Source organism: Spiroplasma endosymbiont of Amphimallon solstitiale, assembly GCF_964030965.1.
Classification (GTDB): Bacteria; Bacillota_I; Bacilli_A; order Mycoplasmatales; family VBWQ01; genus Spiroplasma_E.
On record NZ_OZ034999.1, the window covers coordinates 1,844,979 to 1,868,369 of the forward strand.

31 protein-coding genes and 4 pseudogenes are annotated in these 23,391 nt (G+C 22.4%); 21 read left to right on the forward strand and 14 right to left on the reverse strand.

Going from position 1 to position 23,391, the window contains the following annotated elements:
* Positions 1-7: 7 nt before the first annotated feature.
* The 7 genes from AAHH39_RS11525 to AAHH39_RS11555 form a co-directional block, all read right to left on the reverse strand.
* On the reverse strand, positions 8-562 hold the full coding sequence (locus AAHH39_RS11525; RefSeq protein WP_342218182.1) for a hypothetical protein: 555 nt from the start codon (positions 560-562) through the stop codon (positions 8-10).
* Between the two features lie 189 nt (positions 563-751).
* Positions 752-1,030: a hypothetical protein gene (locus AAHH39_RS11530; RefSeq protein WP_342218183.1), complete on the reverse strand. Its 279-nt coding sequence runs from the start codon at positions 1,028-1,030 to the stop codon at positions 752-754.
* A gap of 96 nt (positions 1,031-1,126) precedes the next feature.
* On the reverse strand, positions 1,127-2,071 hold the full coding sequence (locus AAHH39_RS11535) for an IS30 family transposase (RefSeq protein WP_342217458.1): 945 nt from the start codon (positions 2,069-2,071) through the stop codon (positions 1,127-1,129).
* Positions 2,072-2,121: 50 nt separating this feature from the next.
* Complete coding sequence (locus AAHH39_RS11540; RefSeq protein WP_342218184.1) at positions 2,122-2,766, reverse strand: hypothetical protein; 645 nt, start codon at positions 2,764-2,766, stop codon at positions 2,122-2,124.
* Entirely contained in the window at positions 2,714-3,823 is a 1,110-nt protein-coding gene (locus tag AAHH39_RS11545) for a hypothetical protein (protein WP_342218185.1), read from the reverse strand. Before AAHH39_RS11545 ends, AAHH39_RS11540 begins: the two co-directional genes overlap by 53 nt.
* Before the next feature lie 15 nt (positions 3,824-3,838).
* Positions 3,839-4,129, reverse strand: a complete 291-nt coding sequence (locus AAHH39_RS11550) for a hypothetical protein (protein ID WP_342218186.1) — start codon at positions 4,127-4,129, stop codon at positions 3,839-3,841.
* A gap of 143 nt (positions 4,130-4,272) precedes the next feature.
* Positions 4,273-4,839 (reverse strand): hypothetical protein, encoded by a 567-nt coding sequence (locus AAHH39_RS11555; protein WP_342218187.1) that lies wholly within the window; start codon positions 4,837-4,839, stop codon positions 4,273-4,275.
* A 220-nt stretch (positions 4,840-5,059) separates the two neighbouring features.
* Between AAHH39_RS11555 and AAHH39_RS11560 the strand changes: the two genes are divergently transcribed.
* On the forward strand, positions 5,060-6,298 hold the full coding sequence (locus AAHH39_RS11560) for an IS256 family transposase (protein WP_342219350.1): 1,239 nt from the start codon (positions 5,060-5,062) through the stop codon (positions 6,296-6,298).
* 46 nt (positions 6,299-6,344) lie between these two features.
* Here the strand turns inward: AAHH39_RS11560 and AAHH39_RS11565 are convergent.
* Positions 6,345-6,909: pseudogene (locus AAHH39_RS11565) on the reverse strand (IS5 family transposase); the annotation flags it as partial.
* Between the two features lie 204 nt (positions 6,910-7,113).
* Between AAHH39_RS11565 and AAHH39_RS11570 the strand changes: the two are divergent.
* The gene (locus AAHH39_RS11570) at positions 7,114-7,350 is read left to right on the forward strand and encodes a hypothetical protein (RefSeq protein ID WP_342218188.1); all 237 of its coding nucleotides are present in this window, start codon (positions 7,114-7,116) and stop codon (positions 7,348-7,350) included.
* 18 nt (positions 7,351-7,368) lie between these two features.
* Positions 7,369-7,983, forward strand: coding sequence for a hypothetical protein (locus AAHH39_RS11575; protein ID WP_342218189.1), 615 nt, complete (start codon positions 7,369-7,371; stop codon positions 7,981-7,983).
* A 399-nt stretch (positions 7,984-8,382) separates the two neighbouring features.
* Here AAHH39_RS11575 and AAHH39_RS11580 read toward each other — a convergent pair whose 3' ends face one another.
* The 3 genes and pseudogenes from AAHH39_RS11580 to AAHH39_RS11590 all read right to left on the reverse strand — a co-directional run.
* The gene (locus tag AAHH39_RS11580; protein WP_342217913.1) at positions 8,383-9,342 is read right to left on the reverse strand and encodes a transposase-like zinc-binding domain-containing protein; all 960 of its coding nucleotides are present in this window, start codon (positions 9,340-9,342) and stop codon (positions 8,383-8,385) included.
* A 202-nt stretch (positions 9,343-9,544) separates the two neighbouring features.
* Positions 9,545-9,868 (reverse strand): annotated as a pseudogene (locus AAHH39_RS11585) (transposase); the annotation flags it as partial.
* 165 nt (positions 9,869-10,033) lie between these two features.
* Positions 10,034-10,505 (reverse strand): annotated as a pseudogene (locus AAHH39_RS11590) (IS5 family transposase); the annotation flags it as partial.
* A 91-nt stretch (positions 10,506-10,596) separates the two neighbouring features.
* Between AAHH39_RS11590 and AAHH39_RS11595 the strand changes: the two are divergent.
* The 4 genes from AAHH39_RS11595 to AAHH39_RS11610 are packed head-to-tail and all read left to right on the forward strand — an operon-like array spanning position 10,597 to position 12,390.
* Positions 10,597-10,911 carry a hypothetical protein gene (locus tag AAHH39_RS11595; RefSeq protein ID WP_342218190.1) on the forward strand — a complete coding sequence of 105 codons (315 nt, stop codon included), beginning with the start codon at positions 10,597-10,599 and terminating at the stop codon, positions 10,909-10,911.
* A gap of 14 nt (positions 10,912-10,925) precedes the next feature.
* On the forward strand, positions 10,926-11,729 hold the full coding sequence (locus tag AAHH39_RS11600; protein ID WP_342218191.1) for a hypothetical protein: 804 nt from the start codon (positions 10,926-10,928) through the stop codon (positions 11,727-11,729).
* The gene (locus tag AAHH39_RS11605) at positions 11,677-12,069 is read left to right on the forward strand and encodes a hypothetical protein (protein WP_342218192.1); all 393 of its coding nucleotides are present in this window, start codon (positions 11,677-11,679) and stop codon (positions 12,067-12,069) included. The genes AAHH39_RS11600 and AAHH39_RS11605 overlap by 53 nt, the downstream gene beginning before the upstream one ends.
* A gap of 15 nt (positions 12,070-12,084) precedes the next feature.
* A complete protein-coding gene (locus tag AAHH39_RS11610) occupies positions 12,085-12,390 on the forward strand; it encodes a hypothetical protein (protein WP_342218193.1) in 306 nt (101 codons plus the stop codon).
* Positions 12,391-12,413: 23 nt separating this feature from the next.
* Here AAHH39_RS11610 and AAHH39_RS11615 read toward each other — a convergent pair whose 3' ends face one another.
* Entirely contained in the window at positions 12,414-12,593 is a 180-nt protein-coding gene (locus AAHH39_RS11615; RefSeq protein WP_342218194.1) for a hypothetical protein, read from the reverse strand.
* Positions 12,594-12,648: 55 nt separating this feature from the next.
* On the opposite strand from AAHH39_RS11615, the gene AAHH39_RS11620 reads away from it, so the two are divergent.
* From AAHH39_RS11620 to AAHH39_RS13525, 14 genes and pseudogenes are all read left to right on the forward strand, one after another.
* Positions 12,649-12,960: a hypothetical protein gene (locus tag AAHH39_RS11620; protein WP_342218195.1), complete on the forward strand. Its 312-nt coding sequence runs from the start codon at positions 12,649-12,651 to the stop codon at positions 12,958-12,960.
* A 15-nt stretch (positions 12,961-12,975) separates the two neighbouring features.
* A complete protein-coding gene (locus AAHH39_RS11625; protein WP_342218196.1) occupies positions 12,976-13,494 on the forward strand; it encodes a hypothetical protein in 519 nt (172 codons plus the stop codon).
* Positions 13,495-13,922: 428 nt separating this feature from the next.
* Positions 13,923-14,441 (forward strand): hypothetical protein, encoded by a 519-nt coding sequence (locus tag AAHH39_RS11630; RefSeq protein WP_342218197.1) that lies wholly within the window; start codon positions 13,923-13,925, stop codon positions 14,439-14,441.
* Between the two features lie 642 nt (positions 14,442-15,083).
* Positions 15,084-15,374: a hypothetical protein gene (locus tag AAHH39_RS11635; RefSeq protein ID WP_342218198.1), complete on the forward strand. Its 291-nt coding sequence runs from the start codon at positions 15,084-15,086 to the stop codon at positions 15,372-15,374.
* A 15-nt stretch (positions 15,375-15,389) separates the two neighbouring features.
* Positions 15,390-16,367 carry a hypothetical protein gene (locus AAHH39_RS11640; RefSeq protein ID WP_342218199.1) on the forward strand — a complete coding sequence of 326 codons (978 nt, stop codon included), beginning with the start codon at positions 15,390-15,392 and terminating at the stop codon, positions 16,365-16,367.
* Positions 16,368-17,102: 735 nt separating this feature from the next.
* Entirely contained in the window at positions 17,103-17,255 is a 153-nt protein-coding gene (locus tag AAHH39_RS11645; protein ID WP_338957033.1) for a hypothetical protein, read from the forward strand.
* Positions 17,256-17,271: 16 nt separating this feature from the next.
* Positions 17,272-17,679: a hypothetical protein gene (locus tag AAHH39_RS11650; RefSeq protein ID WP_342218200.1), complete on the forward strand. Its 408-nt coding sequence runs from the start codon at positions 17,272-17,274 to the stop codon at positions 17,677-17,679.
* Positions 17,680-17,682: 3 nt separating this feature from the next.
* Positions 17,683-18,120 carry a hypothetical protein gene (locus AAHH39_RS11655; RefSeq protein ID WP_342218201.1) on the forward strand — a complete coding sequence of 146 codons (438 nt, stop codon included), beginning with the start codon at positions 17,683-17,685 and terminating at the stop codon, positions 18,118-18,120.
* Positions 18,110-18,403 carry a hypothetical protein gene (locus AAHH39_RS11660; RefSeq protein ID WP_338956663.1) on the forward strand — a complete coding sequence of 98 codons (294 nt, stop codon included), beginning with the start codon at positions 18,110-18,112 and terminating at the stop codon, positions 18,401-18,403. The genes AAHH39_RS11655 and AAHH39_RS11660 overlap by 11 nt, the downstream gene beginning before the upstream one ends.
* Positions 18,404-18,406: 3 nt before the next feature.
* Positions 18,407-18,550, forward strand: a complete 144-nt coding sequence (locus tag AAHH39_RS11665) for a hypothetical protein (RefSeq protein ID WP_342218202.1) — start codon at positions 18,407-18,409, stop codon at positions 18,548-18,550.
* 210 nt (positions 18,551-18,760) lie between these two features.
* Complete coding sequence (locus AAHH39_RS11670) at positions 18,761-18,997, forward strand: hypothetical protein (RefSeq protein WP_342218203.1); 237 nt, start codon at positions 18,761-18,763, stop codon at positions 18,995-18,997.
* A gap of 12 nt (positions 18,998-19,009) precedes the next feature.
* Entirely contained in the window at positions 19,010-19,237 is a 228-nt protein-coding gene (locus AAHH39_RS11675; protein ID WP_342218204.1) for a hypothetical protein, read from the forward strand.
* Between the two features lie 82 nt (positions 19,238-19,319).
* Complete coding sequence (locus AAHH39_RS11680; protein WP_342219315.1) at positions 19,320-20,558, forward strand: IS256 family transposase; 1,239 nt, start codon at positions 19,320-19,322, stop codon at positions 20,556-20,558.
* Between the two features lie 41 nt (positions 20,559-20,599).
* Positions 20,600-20,755: pseudogene (locus tag AAHH39_RS13525) on the forward strand (IS30 family transposase); the annotation flags it as partial.
* A gap of 70 nt (positions 20,756-20,825) precedes the next feature.
* On the opposite strand, the gene AAHH39_RS11685 reads toward AAHH39_RS13525, so the two are convergent.
* A complete protein-coding gene (locus AAHH39_RS11685; RefSeq protein WP_255495924.1) occupies positions 20,826-20,948 on the reverse strand; it encodes a hypothetical protein in 123 nt (40 codons plus the stop codon).
* 4 nt (positions 20,949-20,952) lie between these two features.
* Positions 20,953-23,304, reverse strand: coding sequence for a hypothetical protein (locus AAHH39_RS11690; protein ID WP_342218205.1), 2,352 nt, complete (start codon positions 23,302-23,304; stop codon positions 20,953-20,955).
* Positions 23,305-23,391: the final 87 nt, after the last annotated feature.

The following is a 23,391-nucleotide window of genomic DNA, read 5'->3' on the forward strand; positions in this document are numbered from 1 at the left end:
TCAGATTTTAATATAACTTTTGCATCTTTAAATTGTCAAATATCATCATTAGTAGGATGTATTGGATTTGTTTTAATTCAAAATAATAAGGTAATAATATTTTATTATCATCATTTAAACCTTTATTAATAGACATTGTTGAATAAATATTATTTGATAACATAATAATTAGTTGTTTAAATATTTTCACTTGTTCTAAATTAATATAATTAGGATAATCTAATTTTCACTGTCTAAATAAGTTAGTTATTACTTCATCGGGTTTTTGATTTTCAAATTTTCCTCTTAATATGTCCATTTTATTTGGTGATTTAGTTGGATCTAATGATGCACCTTCAAAATTTCTATTGTAAGTATACGTATAAGTTAGCATATCTAATAATACTTTTTGTAAACTATCAACTGTTGGTGCATCTTGTATTTCAACTTCAATATCATCAAATTTATTATTAGTTGCAACATATTGATAAAATTGACTTTCACCCGGAAAATTTCAAATTTCTTTATCTTTTAATTCCTTTTGTTTTTTCAATGGTCACTGACCATTTCAAACACTACCCATTTCATAACCTAATCAAGCATGTGTTACTCTTGCATTATTAAAAATTTCTTTTAATTATGTAGAAAAGTATGGATGACCAAAAATTATTCATCAATTTACACTTAAAATATTATTTTTAATTAAAAATTTGTTAAAAGTAACATTATTTAGTGTAAAAATTCTCTAAAAATAACACTTTATCATGTATCATTACTTTTCTACAAAATTAAAGAAAATTTCTTTTCTTGTTTTAGTACCACCACCAATAGCAATTAAATCTAAAACTGATTTTTCTTGTCCAATAAATTGTTTTGCTAAATTTCATGGTAAAATTTGTTCACTAAATCATTGTTGTAATATTCTAACTTTTGGTTGAGTTTCAATAGGCATTGATAATAGGGGAAATGCTATCTTATCTTTAACAAATAACTTTGGGTATACTTCCATATTGTCAACTTCACCAAGTACCTTTATATTGCCAAAAATCATGCTTCTAGGGGCTTTAATTTTTAAACCAATAACTTTTGTATCTTTATCTAATGGTTTTTATAATTCCTGAATTGTAAATATAAATGGGACAGTTTTTTAAAATAATTGTATTAAATCTATTGGTCTTTTATAAGATAGTGATTTTCTGGGTGTAGAATTAATTTGAAATGCTATAGTATTTAAATCTTTTTGTTTATATGAAGATAGATCTGTAGATTTTGGTAAATATCTTCTTAAAATACCATTATTATTTTCATTTAAACCTCTTTGACAAGGTTTACCAGGATCTGCAAAATAAATCTTAACATTACAATTTTTTTCGATTAATTTTCATTTACTAAATTCTTTACCACGATCAAAAGTAATAGTTTTAACTGTTCCTTTTTGTAACTTTGAAATAAATTTTATTATACTTTTTGTAATATTTTCTGATTTATTATTTTTAGTTGCTAAAGGAATTGTGGTTTTTGATCATATATCAGCTAAAGTAATAATAGAACTTTTATGATCTTTACCAATGATAGTATCACCTTCTAAATGACCAAATTCTTCTATATTTTTAATATTAGGAATGATTAAATTTCTTTCATGAATAGACTTACAATTATTAATTCTGCCCCTAGTTTCTTTTTGTTTGTGAGGTTTATTTTTTCCTTTTCTCAATAAGTTATTTTCATCAAAACCCATTCGATTTGTTTTAAACATGTTATATAAAGTTTTTGTTGAAATACTTTTTATTTTATTTTCCTTTAAAAAATTAGCAATTATATCAAGAGCATAATTTTTAGTAATTAACAAATGATTAATAGTATTAATTTCTATTAAAGTTAAAATTATTAATTTTCTACCTGCATTTTGTTTATTTTTTTGAATTTTATTCAATATTTCTAATGGTAATAAGTTTTGATTTAATAATCTACAAACTCTATGTACAGTTGATTTACTATAATCAATGGCTTTTGCTATTTTACGAATCGAAAATCCATAACTTTTATATTCTTTTATTGCTATTATTGATTCAATAGTCAGATACTTATACATTGTGCTAATTCCTTTCTTTTCTTAATTATAGAATTAACACAATTTAATTTTTATATAAGTGTCCTTTTTAATTTTACAATTCAGGATTTAATAATTATTGGATAACCATCTCTTGTTTTAAAATCTTTAATTTTAATAATAGTTATACTTTTAGTACTTCTTGTTTTTGGATTTTGATAAGGCTGTGAATAATTATTAATGATATATAAATTATCAATATTATTTTCAGTTAATGGTTCATTAATAGATAAAGCATATAATTTAAATTGATTTAATAAATTTATTTCTTGAAAAATTAAATTTTTAATATCAGTCATACTATATTCAATTGTATTATCATTAATATTAGTACTTGCTCTTTGATTTAATTGCATAGTAAAGTCTGATGTTTCAACAGCAATAGTTTTTAATACTTTATCAATATCAATAAATCCAATTTTAATAGTATTTGCTGAAAATCTTAAACTATTATTTTCATTATTTTTAAATAAACGTTCAATTTCATAAATATAAATTGTTCTTTTTTTAAATTCATCGTATGCTCTATTAATATCTGGGTCACTAGTAGCACTCATCATATTTGTAAAGTCATAAGGAATATTATCAATTAAATAATCATTTTCTACTTCTGCTTGATTAAGTTTAGTTTGTTTCTGTTTCTGTGGAAATTTGGTTTGTGGTTTGTTGTTGTCCATTGTTATCTCCTATTAATTGGTTATTTTCGAGATTAAATAATTTTAATTTAACAGTTAAATTATTAATTTCTTGTTCATCATTAATATTAAATGTTTTACTATTTAATAAATCTTTATCAATTTTCACTAATAATTGAATAAATTTAAGAATATCAATATTAAATTGTCATAATTTTTGTTCAATATAATTAATGGTTGAAATATTAACTGCTGTACTTTCTGGAACTGATTGTTGTGCTGATTTCTTTTGACTTGGTATATGAATACCACAACGTTTAAATATTTCATTAACATTTCAATCATATATATCAGTTAAATTTTTACCTTTAAAATTACTATTTGTCATATTGATATTTTCGTTTTGTTCATTATTATCTCCACCACTTTTAAATATGTAGTTTTTAGTAACCAAAATTCTTACTGCTTCTTCTAATGCTGATTGAACATTACCATAAGTTTGACTAAATATAAATTTAGGTGAGTTTAAAATAGTATCTAAAACAATTTGTTCATAAATAACATCTAGTGCTTTAATTTTATCCATTACTTTTTCACAATCTGCTTGTTCATTTGCTTTATTTCTCATAATTGCTATTGGTATATAATTAATATTTAGTATTTGTTCTTGTACTAAATTGGGATTATTAATGTATGATTTAAAATCTAATTTATTTTGTTTTTTAGTATCATTAATACTATAAATTGCACGATTAATTGTTACTTGTTCATTGTTTAATGTATAAACTTCAAATAATCTTACAGTTTGTGCATTTTGTTCATAATTATCATAAAAAATAGTACATTCAATTAATTTACCAGTAATATCATAAATTCTTTGTTGTATATCTACTAATTGAAAATATAAATCATCATTTGCAATATAAATTAAATAACCACTAATTCCTAATTTACTTAATTTAAAAATAGAATTTCAATTTTTTCTATAAAATTCTTGTTGAATTAAATATTGTTTAATAGTTTCATTATTTATTTCTAATGGAGCATTATATAAATTAGCATTATTTTCCTTTAATTTTGTAGAAAAGTAATGATACATGATAAAGTGTTATTTTTAGAGAATTTTTACACTAAATAATGTTACTTTTAACAAATTTTTAATTAAAAATAATATTTTAAGTGTAAATTGATGAATAATTTTTGGTCATCCATACTTTTCTACATAATTAAAATTATTTTCTGCTACAAAATCAGTAAAATAAGTTTCATGATTAAAATCATTAAAACCAAAATAATTTAAAATTGAAGCATGTGTACTTTTATTTTTATTAATTAAAAATTTTACTTTTTCATTTTGATTATCACTAATATTACTTTTTTCTTTTCTTTTAAATAGACTTAACATAATATTCACCACCTTTCTAAAATATTTGATTAATTTTTAATACAATTTTTACTATAATAAATATAATTAAACCCGCTATTGCTGATGATAAAAGAACTCCAATTAAACTTAAAATAATTTTTATTATTTTAAAAATCATAATTTTATTCCTGCAATTCTTCTAATTTTCATACATTACCTTTTAAATTACCTTTTCCACTATAAATAGTAATTAATTTTGCATGTTGAACTGATAAAATTACTATATTAACACTATCATTAAAGGTTTGTATTGGTACACCAGCAATTTTGTTATCCGTTATAATAAATTCTTGAATAGTATAAACTGGATTATATATAGTTCAAGAATAATAAACTCTATAATGTTTATTAACTATAAAATCATAAGTAATTTGTCAATTATCTCATTTATTTTTTTCTCTTATTCCTACTTCTTTTCAGTTTGAACTACTTGGACTTGGTGTTGGATTATTTGGTAATTCAATATCTCAACAATTTTCTTCAACTTCATTTGTTTCTAAACTTTTTGAATTAATTTTTATTTTTGGTGTAACATCAACTTTAATTGTATTTTGTAATTCTTCTAATGAAAGAATAGCACCATAATTAATATCTCCACCTTTTAAATATAAACTACAATTAAAACTACTTTCTCTAACAGTTAAAGTTAATATTACATCTTCATCTTTAATTTTAAATTTTGCAAGCAAATAATCTCCACCTAAATAATTACCAGTTTTAAATTCTACTTTATGCTTTATATTTGCTTGATTTACTGGTAATCTATCTAATGTTATAATTACTCTATATACAGTATTAAAATTAATTTCAAAAGTGGCAATGTTTAGTAATCTGTGTAACTTACAAAAATAACTATGTTTAATTAATTCTAGTAAATATAATTAAATGACTAGAAAGAGTGAGTTACAGATGGCTAAAAAACAAAATATTAATAATAATGATCCAATATCAAAAGCAGTAGATTTATTATTAGAAAATACTGAAGATTTAACAACAGTTTTTAAAGAAGGGGGTTTATATAAAGAATTAACAAAACGTTTAGTTGAAAAAATGTTGAATTCTGAAATGCAAAATTATTTAGGATATGAAAAAAATCAACATAGTAATACTGAAAATGCTCGTAATGGTACAAGTTTAAAAAAATTAATAACTCAACAAGGTAAAATTGAGATTGATGTACCAAGAGATCGCAATAGTGATTTTACTCCTGTAATAGTTGCAAAAAGACAGCGAAGATTTGATGGTTTTGATCAACAAGTGCTTTCACTATATGCAAAAGGTATGACTCTATCTGACATTAGAATGCAGTTACAAGAGTTATATCATGGTGCTGATATTAGTGAAAGTGTTATTAGTCAAATTACTGATGATGTTATTGATGATGTCAAAGCATGACAAAATCGACCATTAGAAAGCGTTTATCCGATTGTTTATTTTGATTGTATAGTAGTTAAAGTTCGACAAGATAAACGGATTATTAATAAATCAGTTTATATAGCATTAGGAGTTGATTTAGAAGGTAAAAAAGATGTTTTAGGCTTATGAATTAGTGAAAATGAAGGTGCTAAATTTTGATTAGCTAATTTCACAGAAATGAAAAATCGAGGCTTAAATGATATTTTGATTGCTTGTAGTGATAATTTAACAGGCATGTCAGAAGCAATACAAGCAGTTTATCCTAAAACAGAACATCAATTATGCATTGTTCATCAAATTCGAAATAGTTTAAAATATGTTTCATACAAACATCGAAAAACTCTAGTTACAGATTTAAAACCAATTTATAGTGCATGTAGTGAAGAACAAGCAATGCAAGCTTTAGAATCATTTGAAAGTAAATGAAATAAACAATATCCCCAAATTGCTAAATCTTGATATAAAAATTGAGAAAATTTGATGATTTTTATTAGTTATCCTGCAGAAATCAAAAGAGTAATTTATACAACAAATGCTATTGAATCTGTTAATAGTCAATTACGAAAAGTTATTAGAAACAAAAAAGCTTTTCCTAATGATATGTCAGTTTTTAAAATATTTTATTTAGCAATTGAAAATATAACAAAAAAATGAACATTGCCTATTCAAAATTGAAATACAGCAATTGCTCATTTTATGATAAAATTTGAAGACAGAATTAATCTGAACTAGTACTTTGTAAAACAAAGATACACAGATTTCTAAAAAGCCTCAATTTTTCACCAGTATAACCAGCATCTACTATTATTTTTTGAACTGCAGAAAGATTTTCTTTTTCATTTTCAATCATTATTATAGCGCTATTACGATCTGTTTTTTCTGCTGTGGTTATGTAAATTGCATGTGGTAAACCTTGAGAATCAACAACAATATGACGTTTTATGCCTGAAATCTTTTTACCAGCATCATAACCTTTATTTTCAGTAGTATCTGTATTTTTAACACTTTGCGAATCAATTATACAAAAACTAGTTTGTTCTTTGCGATTATTATTGATACGAACTTTTTTAACTAATTTTTTTTAAAATTAATTGCAATACACTAGGTTCTTTACCATTATTTTTACTTCAAATTTGAAAATAATAATATACAGTTTGTCATTTTGGAAAATTTTTTGGTAGCATTCTTCATTGACAACCACTTTTTAATACATATAAAATTGCACAAAATACTTCATATAAATCTAAACTTCTTGGTTTTGTTTTCTTTTTGCTATTTTCTAAAATTGATTTTATGTTCTCAAATTGTTCTTTGGTGACATGACTTGGATAATTTTTATGCATATATACCTCTTATTTTAAAATATATAATCATTTTACATTATTTTCGAAAAGATTCTAAACAGGTTCTTAGAAAATGAAAATAATGTTCAACAAACAACTGAACCTTTAACTGAAAATAATTCTTCTTCACAAGAAATAGAAAATAAAGTTAATGAAGCAGAAAATAAGTTAAATAAACTTAATCAAGAAATTAAAGAAAAAGAAATGATTAATATATTTAAAAAATATCAAGTTAAAACTGAATTTTATGATTATTTAAAATTTAAAACAAGTAATATAGAAAATTCAAAAATTGAAGAAACTATTAAAAAAATGATTAAAGAACAACCGGTATTTAAACAAACAATTAATACAGGTGGCAATAAACAAATAATTATTAATAATAAAACAAATGATAAAGAAAATTTTTTAATTAATTATAAAAAGAAAAATTATTTATAAACGAAAGGAAGAAATAAAATGTCAGTACCATTTAATCAAAATTTAGACAATACAGAGAGATTAGTAGAAGCACCAGAATTTATAGAGTTTTTTAAAATTTCAAATAGTCCATGGGCAAACTTTTTTCCTACTGAAATTGTTGACTCAGTAAATATTGAGTTTATTGTTAAAAAACCAAAAAAACCGAAAGTAAAAATTATTGCTTGGGATGATAAAAGTAAAAGATATGAATTACCATATGTTGATACAGATAAAATTAGTAAAAAAATAACTAAAAAATATCTTGCAGGAGAAATTATTGCAGATGTAGATTTAAAAGCAAATAATGGACAAAATTTATTAGATAGTATGCAATATGAAGTTGCAAATGATTTAGCAGATAAATTGGCAATTGATGATACACAAGCAATTGCAAAATTTGCTACTAAAATCGATATTGAAGATACAACACCAGTAGGCTATTTAAAATCGATGTTATCTGCTTGAAATACTTTGTTTCAATTTAGAAATATTGCAAATAGTAAATTTTTTATTACTAATGGTCTTTATGATAGTTTAGTTTATTTAGCAGATAATAAAGGTTTAATTACCGATAATCAGTTGGCACAACAATTACGTTTTTTAATTATGTAGAAAAGTATGGATGACCAAAAATTATTCATCAATTTACACTTAAAATATTATTTTTAATTAAAAATTTGTTAAAAGTAACATTATTTAGTGTAAAAATTCTCTAAAAATAACACTTTATCATGTATCATTACTTTTCTACAAAATTAAAGATTACGTTTAAATGGAAATAATTTATATGTAAAAGGCGTATTATGTGAAATCGTTCTTGATGACTATATGATTTTTACTAATGATAAAAATGAACAACAATTAATGACCTTTGTTTTAGCAACACCAAGAGCGATGAAAAGATACATGATAGAAAATACTTTTAATTATGTAGAAAAGTAGTGGTAAAATAAAAAAAGTCATCAACTTGACTTAAAATTTGATTTTATTAAATTTTGGGATTTATTTTTTTTACAAACTGAAATATAACACATTGGATTTTTGATAAGGGGTTAATCCGTAGTGTTGATATTTTCATTTCCATAAATTGAGGTAATTTTGAATATTGGTAAATCCAATGCCATGGTAATGAGTAATAAATTCTTTTAAACTTGATTGTATTTTACTGACATTACTTAATTTTTTATAATTTAATTCTTTATTTTCTTTTGATTTAAACTGCTGGATAGTGGATTTAGTTTGTTTAGCTACTGTATCATATAATACTTGCATATCACAAACTATAATTGAATTTTCTTCGATAAGTTTCGATGTTAAGTTTTCTTGTACTCATTTTTTATTTAATCTTTTAGTATTTGTTGTTTGAGCATAGATATTTCGGTTTTCATCAATTGCCATTTGAATACAACAATTTAAATCTTTAGCATTTTCTTCAATTCATTGTTTTCTTGGATCATTTGGATCTTTAAAGTTTCCTTTATGAATTTCTTTGATAAAAGTTTCGTCAATTTCAATTCTAGCTTTTAATTTTACAAATTGATTTTGTGTTTTTACTAATTGTGTTGATTTCATAAATTTTTGACGATTAAATCAGGCAGTTTTATTTGTAGTATTAATAAATTGAGAAATAATGTAAGCAGATTGACCTAAAGTAGCTATTTGTATCAATAAATCTCATTGATCATGAGATAAATGACTTCAATAAAAATAATGATTTTTAAAAGCATGAAAAGTAATATTACAACTTTTACATTTATATCTTTGCTTATAATCTTTACTACCATATTTAGTACACAAAAAAGAACTACAATCTGGACATTGAATCCCTTTCTCTTTGAATTTTTGTTCGACTGCTTCAAATTTTTCTTTTTTCTCAATTTGTTTAATTCTAGTTTTATTTTCTCTAAAAATCTCAATAAAATCTTTATCAGACAAATTATTTAAAATTTCTTTTACTGTATTTTTATTCATTTAAAATCACCTCTTTAATATTAAAAATACCATATAAAAATATATTTTTGCTAATTTTACTAATACCACTACTTTTCTACAAAATTAAAGGAAAATACAGTTATTTATGTAGATTTTATTAAAGATGCTAAAGCAGGAAGAGCATATAAAGTTGCTGGTGAAGTTGTTGGAGAAGCAATCCCATATATTTCTAAGAACCTGTTTAGAATCTTTTTAATAAAACTGAAATAAATGAAAGAACAACCATTTGTAAACTAGTATTTAGTTTTCTTTCACAATTTTTTCATAATCTTCTGTATTTTTCTAATCAAGCAAAGCTTCGTTCTACAATTCATCTTTTTGGTAATACTACAAAAGTATGTAATTCATTACGTTTTATCACTTCAACATTTGCATTTATGATTGTTTTGATTTCAGAAGCAAATTTTTCACCAGTATAACCAGCATCTACTATTATTTTTTGAACTGCAGAAAGATTTTCTTTTTCATTTTCAATCATTATTATAGCGCTATTACGATCTGTTTTTTCCTTTAATTTTGTAGAAAAGTAATGATACATGATAAAGTGTTATTTTTAGAGAATTTTTACACTAAATAATGTTACTTTTAACAAATTTTTAATTAAAAATAATATTTTAAGTGTAAATTGATGAATAATTTTTGGTCATCCATACTTTTCTACATAATTAAAAGTTTTTTCTGCTGTGGTTATGTAAATTGCATGTGGTAAACCTTGAGAATCAACAACAATATGACGTTTTATGCCTGAAATCTTTTTACCAGCATCATAACCTTTATTTTCAGTAGTATCTGTATTTTTAACACTTTGCGAATCAATTATACAAAAACTAGTTTGTTCTTTGCGATTATTATTGATACGAACTTTTTTAACTAATTTTTTTTAAAATTAATTGCAATACACTAGGTTCTTTACCATTATTTTTACTTCAAATTTGAAAATAATAATATACAGTTTGTCATTTTGGAAAATTTTTTGGTAGCATTCTTCATTGACAACCACTTTTTAATACATATAAAATTGCACAAAATACTTCATATAAATCTAAACTTCTTGGTTTTGTTTTCTTTTTGCTATTTTCTAAAATTGATTTTATGTTCTCAAATTGTTCTTTGGTGACATGACTTGGATAATTTTTATGCATATATACCTCTTATTTTAAAATATATAATCATTTTACATTATTTTCGAAAAGATTCTAAACAGGTTCTAATAATGAAACAACATCAAGATGAATGTTATGTGGAGTTATTAAAACAGAAAAAACTAATTTAAAAACTAAAATTACAGTTTTAACAACAAATATTACTGCAAATGTTAATAACAATAACAATGAATTAAATACAGAAATAAAAAGTACTAATGAACTTAAAACATTAAATCCTAATTTAACAAATCCAACTATTAAATATTTTAGTGATGCACAAGGAAAAACTAATGTAAGTAATCAAAAACAAAAAGCAGGTGACTTATATATAACTATTACTGCAAATGTTAATGACTTAAATTATAAAGGAACAACAAATCCAATTAAAATAACTCTTAAATAAAGGAAATTAATATCATGCCAATTGGTACAACTAGTACAGCAATACTTTTAAACATAAATAAACCAAAACATATTAGAACAAGTAACCAACAAGAAAATAAAAGTTTTTGATGAGAAATTTTAGAAATGATTGGTGTACAAGTTATAGCAGTAGTACTTGCTCCTTTTACTGGTGGATTAAGTGAAAGTGTAGCACTTGGATTAGGTGCAAGTGATTTAATTGCTAGTATTAGTGCTGTTGGTGTAGAGTTTTTAACTGATTTTACTATTAATCAAGTTTATGATTATTTAAAAGGAAATGTAACACCATTAAATACTTTTTTTAATATATTACCTGCATTCGCTGGAATTAATAAAATTAGTCGTGGTTATCGTACTACTAAATTTATTAAATTAGCACAAAAAACTAAAACATTAGAACAAATTGGTGTTAAAGAAGCAAAAAATTTACAAGAAATTATTAGTCAAGTAAGTGGAAAAGAAATTTTAACAGATAAAATCATTGGTAATAAACGTTATTTATTTAATTATAGTTTGGCACCTAATCGTGAAACAATAATACAAAATTTAGGATATGTTGCAGAAAGACAATTTAAAAATAATTTTCAAAAATTAGAAACACAAGAGTTAAAAGATTATTTATTATTACAAAATACATTGATAAAACTAAGTCCACAATTAACTCCTAAATTTAAAATTAAAGATATTGAAAAAGCAAATAATTTTTTAAAAAAATATAATACTAATTTAAAAAAAAGTACTATCTATGAACCAACACGATTGATTAAATTTAGTTCATACAATACATACAGAGAATAGATATGGAAAAACTTTAATTTTAGATTTACAAAAAATTCGTGCTAATGCTATTAAATTTAATTTTAAAAATAGTTCAATTCATAAAATTGTTTTAAATGCAAATAAAATTTTTAAGTATTTTGATATTAGATTTTATTTAAAAAAAGGTTTAAATAAATTTTGAAAAGATACTCCATATTTTGAAAAATTACGAGAAAGTATATATAAATTACAAGAAAAATTTTTTAATTATGTAGAAAAGTATGGATGACCAAAAATTATTCATCAATTTACACTTAAAATATTATTTTTAATTAAAAATTTGTTAAAAGTAACATTATTTAGTGTAAAAATTCTCTAAAAATAACACTTTATCATGTATCATTACTTTTCTACAAAATTAAAGGAAAAATTTGAAAAATTAGAAAAACAAGCATTTGAAAAAATTAATAAATTAAAAGAAAAAGCAACAGATTTATTTACTAGTGCAGAAAAAAGAGCAATTAAACATGCACAATTAATTCCACTAAATTCACCAGTATTTATGGGTTGTAAAATTCAACCTTTATCATTAGACAAATGTGCAATTACTATTTATCATCGTAATCCTAAGTATAAACCAATTACAGTTGTTGATAGTATTCTTAAAGCAGAAACTTTCTTTAATTTTGTAGAAAAGTAATGATACATGATAAAGTGTTATTTTTAGAGAATTTTTAAACTAAATAATGTTACTTTTAACAAATTTTTAATTAAAAATAATATTTTAAGTGTAAATTGATGAATAATTTTTGGTCATCCATACTTTTCTACATAATTAAAAGAAACTTTTGTTACTCAAATACATCCATTTCATTGATATCGTTGATATAGTGGTTGATACATTGGTTATGGTGTTAATCGTAATAAATGATTAAAAGCAATAGCATTTGCTCCACCAGTGGTGCAACAAGTAATTAGAGATAGTTTTAAAGTATATAGAGAAATATTTAGAACTATTAGAATTTATCATAAAGTAGTAAATGTTATTAATAATCCTATTGAAAATATTAATAAATCATTTAAAAGTGTTGGTTTAAAATTTTCAGTTAATACTTTATTTGGTACTGGACTATTACATCATTTAGAAAAATTTTTTAATTATGTAGAAAAGTATGGATGACCAAAAATTATTCATCAATTTACACTTAAAATATTATTTTTAATTAAAAATTTGTTAAAAGTAACATTATTTAGTTTAAAAATTCTCTAAAAATAACACTTTATCATGTATCATTACTTTTCTACAAAATTAAAGAAAGTTTCTGCTAAACAACAAAAAAGAATTACTACTAATGAAAATAGTATTAAATTATTAGAAAATAAAGTTGATATTAATAAACAAAATATTGATGATATTAAAAATAATTGATTTAATATTGAAACTAGTCCTTTATGAAAAAAAGTTAAAAATGAAAATATTAAAACAGATATATGATATATTATTGATTGAACATATTATTTTATCGATAGTAAACAACTTATTATAAGTAATAATAAATTAACTAAATCTAATATAAGAATTACTAATCATCAAATAGAAAATAGACAAATAATAATTGAAAAAATTGATGTTAATATTGACAAAGTAATGTTATTATATGATGATAATTCAATAAAATTTATTGTTGCTAATAGCACAAAAAAGTATACACCAATAATTCATAATATATATCAATATCAAGGTACTGGAACACCAACTGAATTTATAGCAGAAGAAAATACCTTTAATTTTGTAGAAAAGTAATGATACATGATAAAGTGTTATTTTTAGAGAATTTTTACACTAAATAATGTTACTTTTAACAAATTTTTAATTAAAAATAATATTTTAAGTGTAAATTGATGAATAATTTTTGGTCATCCATACTTTTCTACATAATTAAAAGAAAATACTGAACGTGATTATTATACAAAACTAGAAACTAATAATTTATTAGATAAAAAACAAGATAAATTATCTTTAATTAAAGAAGATATTACTTATAAAGTTTTACAATATAAAGAATTAGGAACTGGTTTATTTACGGGTGATTTAGATATTCCACCAACTAAATTTATTAAACAATGAATTAAAGATAGTGGTGGTGGAGTTGACCCAACTAAATATTATACAAAACCAGAAATTGATAAAAAATTAGAAGACACAGAAAAAAGTTTCCAGTAGCATTTCAATTGAATGCTGTAAGTCAAGAAATCCCTAATTTAGAAACTATTAATAAAACTGTTGCTGGTGCTATTAATGAAAATAAAGCAAATATTGATAAAAAACAAGATAAAGAAATATGAAAAGTAATAAGTAAAAGTAAAAATAATCGTGAATGAGATACGTTTGAAATTAATTTTAATACTGTATATAGAGTAATTATAACATTAGATGAATTACCAGTAAATCAAGCAAATATAAAGCATAAAGTAGAATTTAAAACTGGTAATTATTTAGGTGGAGATTATTTACTTGCAAAATTTAAAATTAAAGATGAAGATGTAATATTAACTTTAACTGTTAGAGAAAGTAGTTTTAATTGTAGTTTATATTTAAAATGTGGAGATATTAATTATGGTGCTATTCTTTCATTAGAAGAATTACAAAATACAATTAAAGTTGATGTTACACCAAAAATAAAAATTAATTCAAAAAGTTTAGAAACAAATGAAGTTGAAGAAAATTGCTTTAATTTTGTAGAAAAGTAATGATACATGATAAAGTGTTATTTTTAGAGAATTTTTACACTAAATAATGTTACTTTTAACAAATTTTTAATTAAAAATAATATTTTAAGTGTAAATTGATGAATAATTTTTGGTCATCCATACTTTTCTACATAATTAAAAGAAAATTGTTGAGATATTGAATTACCAAATAATCCAACACCAAGTCCAAGTGGTTCAAACTGAAAAGAAGTAGGAATAAAAGAAAAAAATAAATGAAATAATTGACAAATTACTTATTATTTTATAGTTAATAAACATTATAGAGTTTATTATTCTTGAAGTATATATAATCCAGTTTATACTATTCAAGAATTTATTATAACGAATAACAAAATTGCTGGTGTACCAATACAAACCTTTAATGATAGTGTTAATATAGTAATTTTATCAGTTCAACATGCTAAATTGATTACTATTTATAGTGGAAAAGGTAATTTAAAAGGTAATGTATGAAAATTAGAAGAATTACAGGAATAATATTATGTTTTTTAAAATTATAAAAATTATTTTAGGTTTAATTGGAGTAATTCTATCATCAGCAACTGCTGGTTTAATTATATTTATTATTGTAAAAATTATATTAAAAATTAATCAAATATTTTAAGAAAGGGGATGAATATTATGTTAAGTTTATTTAAAAGAAAAGATAAAACAAATATTAATGATAATCAAAGTGAAAAATTAAAATTTTTAACTAATAAAAATAAAAGTACACATGCTTCTATTTTAAATTATTTTGGTTTTAATGATTTTAACCATGAAACTTATTTTACTGATTTTGTAGCAGAAAATAATTTTAATTATGTAGAAAAGTATGGATGACCAAAAATTATTCATCAATTTACACTTAAAATATTATTTTTAATTAAAAATTTGTTAAAAGTAACATTATTTAGTGTAAAAATTCTCTAAAAATAACACTTTATCATGTATCATTACTTTTCTACAAAATTAAAGGAAAATAATGCTAATTTATATAATGCTCCATTAGATATTAATAATGAAACTATTAAACAATATTTAATTCAACAAGATTTTTATAGAAAAAATTGAAATTCTATTTTTAAGTTAAGTAAATTAGGAATTAGTGGTTATTTAATTTATATTGCAAATGATAATTTATATTTTCAAGTAGTTGATATACAACAAAGAGTTTATGATATTACTGGTAAATTAATTCAATGTACTATTTTTTATGATAATTATGAACAAAATGCACAAACTGTAAGATTATTTGAAGTTTATACATTAAATAATGAACAAGTAATAATTAATCGTGCAATTTACAGTATTAGTGATAATAAAAAACAATTTCCATTAGATTTTAAATCATTTATTACTAATCCAAATTTAGAACAAGAACAAACATTAAATATTAATTATATTCCAATAGTAATTATGAGAAATAAAGCAAATGAATTAGCAGATTGTAATAAAGTAATGGATAAAATTAAAGCATTAGATGTTATTTATGAACAAATTGTTTTAGATACCATTTTAAATTCACCTAAATTTATATTTAGTCAAACTTATGGTAATGTTCAATCAACATTAGAAGAAGCAGTAAGAACATTAGTTACTAAAAACTACATATTTAAAAGTGGTGGAGATAATAATGAACAAAACGAAAATATCAATATGACAAATAGTAATTTTAAAGGTAAAAATTTAACTGATATATACGATTGAAATGTTAATGAAATATCTAAACGTTGTGGTATTCATATACCAAGTCAAAAGAAATCTGCACAACAATCAGTTCCCGAAAGTACAGCAGTAAATATTTCAACTATTAATTACATTGAACAAAAATTATGACAATTTAATATTGATATTCTTAAATTTATTCAAATATTAGTAAGCGTAGATAAAGATTTATTGGGAGCGTATCGAAGATGTCAATAACTAAAAAGTTTTAAAAATAGCTCCTTTCTTTTTTAAACCCTTAAATTAAAAATAAATGACAAAAGACGAGAATAAAATTCTTGTCTTTTTTTGTAATTGTAAAATTTTAAAATTTTTATTATTAACACTCTTTAAATATCTACTACACGCAGTGACCAAGTAGGAGAAAGTTAATAATTAATAATCTTCTTTAACACTATTATCAACACGTGTTAGGGAATTAAAAAAGTGAACTACAACACAGTTGTTAAAAATAGTAGCTAGAGCATGTGGACTTGCATGGATAAATAAAAAGTGGAGTGATACCTAATAAAATATACTAACCATTTAATGGTAATTCTTGGGGTGGGAGCGAATTGGAAACTAGTATATATAGACCTACTAGGGAACCTACTATATTAATTCTATTCTTTATTTAACCAACCTTGCCACTCCCCAGTGAGCAAGTGTTGGTTTTATTTTTTATTTTTTTTGAAAAAATTTTTGGGCGAGAAAATAAATTTCAAACTTGTAAAAAAAATTGAGCGGTGCCGGTTCAATTAAAATATTAATTTATTAAACATAAATTAAATAAATATTGAATCGAATGCCTCGATTTCTTTTTAAAATTTCACAATTTATTTTTGAGCCCAGTTTTCATGGAATGAATAAAACTAATAGTATTAATAATATAAAAATAAAAATATATATTCTTTATGCTACAAGCAACAGAATATATTAGAAAAGAAAGTAAAAATGGAAGAAAAAGAAAAGAAAGAATTAATAGAACAAAAAATCAAAATAGCAAAAGAACATCAAAAAAAGTGATTAAAAATAAAAATAATTATTACTTTAATTTCAACTTTAATTGGATTAATAATTTTATTAATTACTGTAAGTAAAAATTAAAGAAATAAATAAAGTTATGAATATTAATGAAAATAAAAAATGTGAATTAAGAATTTGTAAAAATAAAGTTTGAAAAGATTGTATTAATAATTCTACTAAAACTATTAAATATAAAAATTGACCAATACCTTATTTAATATGTGACAGTTGTTATCACAAACTACCTAAATACCTTAAACAAACAGCAAAAATAATTGAAAAGGATATTTTGATTATGAATAAAACTAAAAAAAGAAGAAAAAGATGTGTTGGATGTAATGAATTATATGAAGATAACAAAATCAATATGCTTTATCACTTTAAAACAGAATTAGAAGCAGAACAACATAATACTAAAAAATATGAAGATAATTATGATATTGAAAAACATTTAGATTATACAAAATCATATGGATATGTTTGTGATTGATGTAGAGATGATTAATAAATGCAATACGAATTAATCATTGGTATTGACCCTGCTGGTATTGGTAATAATGGAATTGTTATATACTCAAATGAAACTAATAATATTATTTTTAATGAAACATTTAAAACAAAAACAGTTTTAGAAAGTAAAAATATATATAAAGAATATTTTAAATTAATTAAAAAACAATTTAAAAATAAAAAAATATTAGTTATTGTAGAAAATTTCTTTTTAAGTTCAAAACAGTTATTAACTAATCCATTAGCAACACCAAAAGTTATTGGTGCTTTAATGATATTAGTACAAGATGTTATGAACTGAGATTATCATGAAAATGAACCAAAAAACAAAAATAAAATAGAAGATTATAAAGGAAATATAAAATTTACAAAACATGAACAAGATGCTTATAAACATATTCAATATTATTTAAGGAATTATAAAAATGAAAAATAAAGAAAATTACGTTAAATTAACAGTAAAACTTAGTAATACTATTGAAGTAAAATATCATGAAAAAGGTAATAAACAATTATATTATACTGTTCGTGGTCAATGAAATGGATTAAACTATGTTACTTTAATTTTTAATAACCCAAAATTTTATAAACGATGTATTTTATTAAACAAAAATGATGAAATTATAGTAACTGGTCAAATCTTTAATACTTTAAATATTCCTAAAAATCGTGCATTTTGTTCAATTAATGTTAAATGATTTAAAAAATGAAAGGAATAAATAATGAATTTTGATGAATGATACATGAAAAAAATAAAAGAAACTTTAAAAATTATTGAAAGTGATAGTTATAAAGAAGAACTAAAAAAACATAATGAAATCATTGAAAAACATAAAAATTTAATGAAAGGACTAAATAATGAATAAATGTAAAAAATGTAACAAAAGAATATGATTAAGTAAAAATTGATGTATGAAATGTTTAGAAATAATAGTTAATAATTTAACTAAAAATAAGGAGAAATAAATAATTTTAGAATTAATATCTTTAATAGAAGATTATAAAGACTGTAATTTTTATAATAATTATTTAATTTATAAAATAATGAATTTTATTATAAGAAAGGATAATAAATAATGATAATATTACCTACTTTATTTGGTGATAAAGATGAAATTGAAATATTAACACCATCACCGCAAGCACTTCGTACTCATAATGATATTAGAGCAATTATATTAATGAAATATCCAAATGTTAAATCAGAACATATAATTATTTCTGATCCAGAAGATAATGTTGCATTAATAGTTGGTGATAATGATGTTTATCAAGGTTGAGTAAAAGTTTGAATTAAAAAAATAGAAAATTAAAGGAAGAAAATTATGCCAAATATAGAAAACATACAATCAAATTATACTTTATTAAAATTAATAAGAACTGGAATAAGTCCCATTTCAGCAATGATTGGTACAAGTGCTTATTATGGTCAACTTATAGGTAATCCAATATTAGGTTCATTTAATAGTTTATTATTTGGTAAAAAATTAGGATTAGATATATGAAATTTAAATCAAAGACCAAGTAATAAAACAAAAGTAGGCAATGTTTAGTAATCTGTGTAACTTACAAAAATAACTATGTTTAATTAATTCTAGTAAATATAATTAAATGACTAGAAAGAGTGAGTTACAAATGGCTAAAAAACAAAATATTAATAATAATGATCCAATATCAAAAGCAGTAGATTTATTATTAGAAAATACTGAAGATTTAACAACAGTTTTTAAAGAAGGGGGTTTATATAAAGAATTAACAAAACGTTTAGTTGAAAAAATGTTGAATTCTGAAATGCAAAATTATTTAGGATATGAAAAAAATCAACATAGTAATACTGAAAATGCTCGTAATGGTACAAGTTCAAAAAAATTAATAACTCAACAAGGTAAAATTGAGATTGATGTACCAAGAGATCGCAATAGTGATTTTACTCCTGTAATAGTTGCAAAAAGACAGCGAAGATTTGATGGTTTTGATCAACAAGTGCTTTCACTATATGCAAAAGGTATGACTCTATCTGACATTAGAATGCAGTTACAAGAGTTATATCATGGTGCTGATATTAGTGAAAGTGTTATTAGTCAAATTACTGATGATGTTATTGATGATGTCAAAACATGACAAAATCGACCATTAGAAAGCGTTTATCCGATTGTTTATTTTGATTGTATAGTAGTTAAAGTTCGACAAGATAAACGGATTATTAATAAATCAGTTTATATAGCATTAGGAGTTGATTTAGAAGGTAAAAAAGATGTTTTAGGCTTATGAATTAGTGAAAATGAAGGTGCTAAATTTTGATTAGCTAATTTCACAGAAATGAAAAATCGAGGCTTAAATGATATTTTGATTGCTTGTAGTGATAATTTAACAGGCATGTCAGAAGCAATACAAGCAGTTTATCCTAAAACAGAACATCAATTATGCATTGTTCATCAAATTCGAAATAGTTTAAAATATGTTTCATACAAACATCGAAAAACTCTAGTTACAGATTTAAAACCAATTTATAGTGCATGTAGTGAAGAACAAGCAATGCAAGCTTTAGAATCATTTGAAAGTAAATGAAATAAACAATATCCCCAAATTGCTAAATCTTGATATAAAAATTGAGAAAATTTGATGATTTTTATTAGTTATCCTGCAGAAATCAAAAGAGTAATTTATACAACAAATGCTATTGAATCTGTTAATAGTCAATTACGAAAAGTTATTAGAAACAAAAAAGCTTTTCCTAATGATATGTCAGTTTTTAAAATATTTTATTTAGCAATTGAAAATATAACAAAAAAATGAACATTGCCTATTCAAAATTGAAATACAGCAATTGTTCATTTTATGATAAAATTTGAAGACAGAATTAATCTGAACTAGTACTTTGTAAAACAAAGATACACAGATTACTAAAAAGCCTCAATAATAATGGTATTTTAAGAAGATATTTACCAAAATCTACAGATCTATCTTCATATAAACAAAAAGATTTAAATACTATAGCATTTCAAATTAATTCTACACCCAGAAAATCACTATCTTATAAAAGACCAATAGATTTAATACAATTATTTTAAAAAACTGTCCCATTTATATTTACAATTCAGGTTTCTAAAAAATCTACCTAACATAATATTCACCACCTTTCTAAAATATTTGATTAATTTTTAATATTATTTTTACAATGATAAATATAATTAAACCTGCTGTTGCTGATGATAAAATTACTCCAATTAAACCTAAAATAATTTTTATAATTTTAAAAAACATAATATTATTCCTGTAATTCTTCTAATTTTCATACATTACCTTTTAAATTACCTTTTCCACTATAAATAGTAATCAATTTAGCATGTTGAACTGATAAAATTACTATATTAACACTATCATTAAAGGTTTGTATTGGTACACCAGCAATTTTGTTATCCGTTATAATAAATTCTTGAATAGTATAAACTGGATTATATATACTTCAAGAATAATAAACTCTATAATGTTTATTAACTATAAAATCATAAGTAATTTGTCAATTATCTCATTTATTTTTTTCTCTTGTTCCTACATCTTTTCATTGTTGATTATTTGGACTTGGTGTTGGATTATCTGGTAATTCAATATCTCAACAATTTTCTTCAACTTCATTTGTTTCTAAACTTTTTGAATTAATTTTTATTTTTGGTGTAACATCAACTTTAATTGTATTTTGTAATTCTTCTAATGAAAGAATAGCACCATAATTAATATCTCCACCTTTTAAATATAAACTACAATTAAAACTACTTTCTCTAACAGTTAAAGTTAATATTACATCTTCATCTTTAATTTTAAATTTTGCAAGTAAATAATCTCCACCTAAATAATTACCAGTTTTAAATTCTACTTTATGCTTTATATTTGCTTGATTTACTGGTAATTCATCTAATGTTATAATTACTCTATATACAGTATTAAAATTAATTTCAAACGTATCTCATTCACGATTATTTTTACTTTTACTTATTACTTTTCATATTTCTTTATCTTGTTTTTTATCAATATTTGCTTTATTTTCATTAATAGCACCAGCAACAGTTTTATTAATAGTTTCTAAATTAGGGATTTCTTGACTTACAGCATTCAATTGAAATGCAATAGGGAATTGTGACTTTACATCTTCTAATTTTTTATCAATTTCTGGTTTTGTATAATATTTAGTTGGGTCAACTCCACCACCACTATCTTTAATTCATTGTTTAATAAATTTAGTTGGTGGAATATCTAAATCACCCGTAAATAAACCAGTTCCTAATTCTTTATATTGTAAAACTTTATAAGTAATATCTTCTTTAATTAAAGATAATTTATCTTGTTTTTTATCTAATAAATTATTAGTTTCTAGTTTTGTATAATAATCACGTTCAGTATTTTCTTCTGCTATAAATTCAGTTGGTGTTCCAGTACCTTGATATTGATATATATTATGAATTATTGGTGTATACTTTTTTGTGCTATTAGCAACAATAAATTTTATTAAATTATCATCATATAATAACATTACTTTGTCAATATTAACATCAATTTTTTCAATTATTATTTGTCTATTTTCTATTTGATGATTAGTAATTCTTATATTAGATTTAGTTAATTTATTATTACTTATAATAAGTTGTTTACTATCGATAAAATAATATGTTCAATCAATAATATATCATATATCTGTTTTAATATTTTCATTTTTAACTTTTTTTCATAAAGGACTAGTTTCAATATTAAATCAATTATTTTTAATATCATCAATATTTTGTTTATTAATATCAACTTTATTTTCTAATAATTTAATACTATTTTCATTAGTAGTAATTCTTTTTTGTTGTTTAGCAGAAAAGTCAGCAGTCGCAGCATGAGTAAAATCACCAATTTGTGGATTATTTTGTAATGCTTCTGGTGGTAATGTACCAATTTCATCAGGTCAATCTAAAATCATTGTTTCAGTTTTTGGGTCATAATCAGTTGCAACATAACCTTTATTTATAAAGTTTGTAACACGACCCCTATATATCTCATTTTCGTTATCATTAACTAAATCATCATATAATTTTATTTGTTTTGATAATGTAAATTCTTTTTGTTCTTTAATTAATTCATCAACTTGATTTCTAGTATAAAATACTTTTAAGTCAATTTTTTCAATATCTATTTCATCTTGATTATAATTTGAAAATACTTGTTTTAATTCTGTTAATCTTGCTCATATTTTCATTCTACTTGGTGCTAAATCTCAAACATTAATTGTAGGAATACTACTTGCATTAAATGATGTACCATTATTGAATTGAATAGTAGCATCAACATTAAATTCAATTGGTGTACGATTAAATACTCAATGTTCAACCATTACATAAACCATATCTCTTAATGTTTCTTTAATTAATTCATCTTTAAAACTATCAAAAGGAAATTTAGATAAAATAAAATCAAGATAAGCATTAATATCATTTTGAGCGCGAATAGCAAAAGTTGTAAATCAATCATTAACATTTGGTCATGTTTGTATATATTGCTGTGGAGTTTCTGTAATTTTTCCAGTTAATGGATATCAGTTATTATAATTTTCAAGACTGACATCAGTTCAAAGTTTATTAATCATAATTTATCATTCCTTAAAAAATGCTTTTTTATAATGTTTAGTTTTTGTTTTAGTTTTCCTATGTGATATATGGATAATTTCTTTTTG